Source organism: Arthrobacter sp. Cr_A7, assembly GCF_029222765.1.
Taxonomy (GTDB): Bacteria; Actinomycetota; Actinomycetes; order Actinomycetales; family Micrococcaceae; genus Arthrobacter.
In genome coordinates this window covers 1-3,617 of sequence record NZ_JARHXQ010000186.1, presented here as the reverse complement: position 1 = coordinate 3,617, position 3,617 = coordinate 1, and the positions used below count along the sequence as shown (strand labels likewise).

Below are 3,617 nucleotides of genomic sequence, written 5' to 3'. Positions count from 1 at the left end.
ATCGGATCGGCGGCCCTGGTGGCTGACGGCGTCCACGCGCGCACCGACGGTTTCACATCGCTGGCCGTGGTGCTCGGCGCGGCGGGCGCTATGCTCGGATTCCCGCTGGCGGACCCGATTGTTGGGCTGCTGATTTCGGCAGCCATCGTGGTGCTCTTGTGGGGCACGGTCCGCAGCATTGGCCGCCGGCTGATGGACGGCATTGAGCCGGACCTGGTGTCACGCGCCCATGAGGCCCTGGAAGGAACCCCGGGTGTACTGGCGGTGAAGCGGCTGCAGCTGCGCTGGAACGGCCACAGGCTGCAGGGCACCGCCATAGTTGTGGTTGGGGACGGCAGCCTGTCGGCCGCCGAGGACATCCTGCACCAGGCGGACCACCGGCTGAGGCATGCCCTGCCGAAGCTGGACGACATGGTTCTGTCGCCCAGCTTGCGGCGGTAGCGGGAATCAGGCCTTGGCGGCCTTGCCCGGAAGGGCCAGCTTGAAGACCTTGGCCCAGGACGAGCCCACCTGCTTCAGCAGCGGCCCGGTGGTGTACTTCAGGCCGTAGCGCTGGCAGATCTCGCGGACCCGGGGTGCCACCTCGGCGTACCGGTTGGAGGGCAGGTCCGGGAACAGGTGGTGCTCGATCTGGTGTGACAGGTTTCCGGTCATGGTGTGCATGAACTTGGAGCCGGAGATGTTGGCCGAGCCGATCATCTGCCGGACGTACCAGTCACCCCGGGTCTCCCCTTCAACCATATCCTCCGTGAAGGTGTCGGTGCCCTCGGGGAAGTGGCCGCAGAAGATCACGGCGTGGGCCCAGACGTTGCGGACGGCGTTGGCAGCGAGCGTGCCGTACAGGGCCTGCTTGCCGGAACCGGTGAGCATGGCAACGGCCGGGGTTGCCGCGTAGTCCTTGGTGAACTGCGTGACAACCTTCTTGCCCAGGGCCTTGAGGTCCTTGAGCAGGGCCTCCTTGGACTTGGTGCCTTCCTTGTACTCGGTCAGCTCGAGGTCATAGATGGCAATGCCCCACTCGAAGACCGGCGCCAGGATGGCGTTGAACAGCGGGTTGGCCAGGTTGATGGGCTTCCACGGCTGCTCCTCGTCCATGCGCAGGAGGTTGTATCCGACGTCGTTGTCCTTGCCCACAACGTTGGTCCAGCGGTGGTGCAGGTCATTGTGGGTGTGCTGCCAGGAGCGCGAGGGGGTAACGAAGTCCCACTCCCACGTCGTGGAGTGGATGTCCGGGTCCCGCATCCAGTCCCACTGGCCGTGCAGGATGTTGTGGCCCAGCTCCATGTTTTCCAGGATCTTGGCAAGGCTGAGCAGGGTGGTTCCGGTGACCCAGGCAGCCTTGTTCTTGCTGACCAGCAATGCGGCGCGGCCGGAAATCTCCAGCCCGCGCTGGATCTTGATCATGCGGCGGATGTACGCGGCATCTTCCGCGCCGCGCTTTGCCAGGATTTCGTCGCGGATCGCGTCGAGTTCACGGCCGAGCTCCGCCACCTGTTCGTCGCTGAGGTGGGCCGCGGCCGGCGGGCGGACGGTGGGGCTGCCGGATTCGGCGAGCTTTCCGGGGCGCGTCCTTGAGCTCTTGGGTGAACTGCCGCCGGCAGGAGTGACCTTGCTGGGTGTTATTACAGACATACCTTGATGCTCCTCAGATTTCGAGGTTGACGGGTCCGGCGGCTGCCGAGACACACGTTTGGATCAGTTGGCCGGGTTCGCCATGGATTTCCCCGGTACGGAGGTCGCGGACCTGTCCGGACAGGAGCGGGGTGAGGCAGCTGTGGCAGATTCCCATCCGGCAGCCGCTGGGCATCAGCACCCCGGCGTCCTCGCCGACGTCCAGGATGGGGGTGTCGCCGTCGGCTTCCACCTCACGGTCGGACGCTTCGAAGGTGACCAGCCCGCCGTCGTGCCCCACGCCGGCGTCGAAGGTGGTGTTGAAGCGCTCGATCATGAGGTTTCCGGCGCTGCCGGCCACCGCGACGTCCGTTCCGGGCGCTGCCGTTGTGAGCGCGGCGCGCTTCCACAGCGCTTCGGCGTCGTCCAGGAAGCTGTCCGGGCCGCAGGCGTAGGCCGCGCGTTCCTTCCAGTCCGGGCAGATCTCGTCCAGCTGGGAGGTGTTGGTGAGGTCCATGCGGCCCTGCTCGCCGGTAAACCAGTGGGCAAGCCGGAAGTTGGGGAACTGGTCGGCAAGTTCGGCGAGTTCCTCGCGGAAGAGGCTGTCACCCGGCGTGCGGGCTGAGTGGACCAGCACGACGTCGGCATCCGGACGCCGGGGAACAAGGGTGCGGATCATGGACATCACCGGAGTGATGCCGCTGCCCGCGGTCACCATCAGCAGGGGCCGCGGGTGCTCGGGAAGCACGAAGTCGCCCTGCGGGGGTGCGAGGAAGAGGACGTCGCCGGGCTTGGTGGTGCGCACCAGGGTCCCGGACACTGCTCCGACGTCGGTCACGGTGATGGCCGGGTCCTTGCCCGCGGGGGCACTGAGGGAGTAGGACCGCCAGTGGCGGACGCCGTCGAGTTCGACGCCGATGCGCGCCCACTGCCCTGCCAGGTGGGAGTGCCAGCCGCGGCCGGGGCGGAAGAAGATGGTGGCCGACTGCGCGGTTTCCTGAACCACGCGCGTCACCACACCGCGGAGCTGCCGTGCCGAGTAGACGGGGTTGAAAAGCGCGAGGATATCCTCCGGCGCCAAAGGCGTAGTGAGCACAGAGGCCGCCTGGGCCAGCTGTCGTAACCGGATCATGCGATTAAGCCTAGAGCGGCGCGAGCCATAATTCTCTCTCTCCGTCATATGACCGTTCCGCAGTCACGCTGTAATGGTGGCGCTAAGCCCCCAAAGCCGCACTCTAAGAGTAACGGCTGCGGTACGCAGATGGTTCCTCCACAAATCAGTAAGCGTGCTTAGTGTATCTCCGGAGCGCCCGGTGCAGGCAACTTTGGCTCCGCATCCGGAATATTTCGGCTGGTCAGGAGCGGGACGGACTCCAGCCCAGCGCCGGGGCGATGTGGCGGGCCATATTGCCCAGGAGCTTGGCGTTGAATTCCACCCCGAGCTGGTTGGGCACGGTCAGCAGCAGGGTGTCCGCGGCCTGGACGGCGGTGTCCGCGGCGAGCTGTTCCGCCAGCTGGTCCGGTTCACCCACATAGCTCTTGCCGAACCTGGCGGTGAGCCCGTCGATAATGCCCACCTGGTCCCGGCTGTCGCGTAAGGCGCTGCCGGCGAATAACCGGCTGTCCTCGGCGTCCACGATGGGAAGCACGCTGCGGCTGACCGAAACCCGGGGTACGTGGCTATGGCCCGCAGCGGACCAGGCGTCCCGGAACAGCTGGATCTGTTCCGCCTGCAACTCGTGGAACGGCACGCCCGTGTCCTCGGTCAGCAGCGTGGAACTCATCAGGTTCATGCCCAGTTCCGCGGCCCAGACCGCAGTTTTGCGGCTCCCGGCTCCCCACCAGATGCGTTCGGCAAGGCCGGGTGACTGGGGCTGGACGGGCAGGAGCCCAACGGCACCGCCGGCATAGCGGGGATCAGCTTCAGCCACCCCTGCCCCGCTGATCGCCTTACGGAAGAGCTCCGTGTGCCGGCGGGCCATGTCGGCATCTGTTTCCCCGGCGTC

Annotated in this window: 3 protein-coding genes and 1 pseudogene; 1 reads left to right on the top strand and 3 read right to left on the bottom strand. The window is 66.4% G+C overall.

Annotation, left to right across the window (positions count from 1 at the left end; translation table 11 throughout):
- The coding region (locus P2Q66_RS11130; protein WP_275728037.1) for a cation transporter at positions 1-441 on the top strand (441 nt) is incomplete at its 5' end.
- 6 nt (positions 442-447) lie between these two features.
- Here P2Q66_RS11130 and P2Q66_RS11125 read toward each other — a convergent pair.
- The 3 genes and pseudogenes from P2Q66_RS11125 to P2Q66_RS11115 form a co-directional block, all read right to left on the bottom strand.
- Positions 448-1,632 carry an acyl-CoA desaturase gene (locus tag P2Q66_RS11125; protein ID WP_079598829.1) on the bottom strand — a complete coding sequence of 395 codons (1,185 nt, stop codon included), beginning with the start codon at positions 1,630-1,632 and terminating at the stop codon, positions 448-450.
- 13 nt (positions 1,633-1,645) lie between these two features.
- Positions 1,646-2,743 carry a ferredoxin reductase gene (locus P2Q66_RS11120; protein ID WP_079598828.1) on the bottom strand — a complete coding sequence of 366 codons (1,098 nt, stop codon included), beginning with the start codon at positions 2,741-2,743 and terminating at the stop codon, positions 1,646-1,648.
- A 223-nt stretch (positions 2,744-2,966) separates the two neighbouring features.
- Positions 2,967-3,617 (bottom strand): annotated as a pseudogene (locus P2Q66_RS11115) (LLM class flavin-dependent oxidoreductase); the annotation flags it as partial.

Bases quoted from the DNA above. Each gene is read 5' to 3' on its own strand.
- P2Q66_RS11125 (WP_079598829.1), bottom strand. From the start codon at position 1,632: ATGTCTGTAATAACACCCAGCAAGGTCACTCCTGCCGGCGGCAGTTCA.
- P2Q66_RS11120 (WP_079598828.1), bottom strand. From the start codon at position 2,743: ATGATCCGGTTACGACAGCTGGCCCAGGCGGCCTCTGTGCTCACTACG.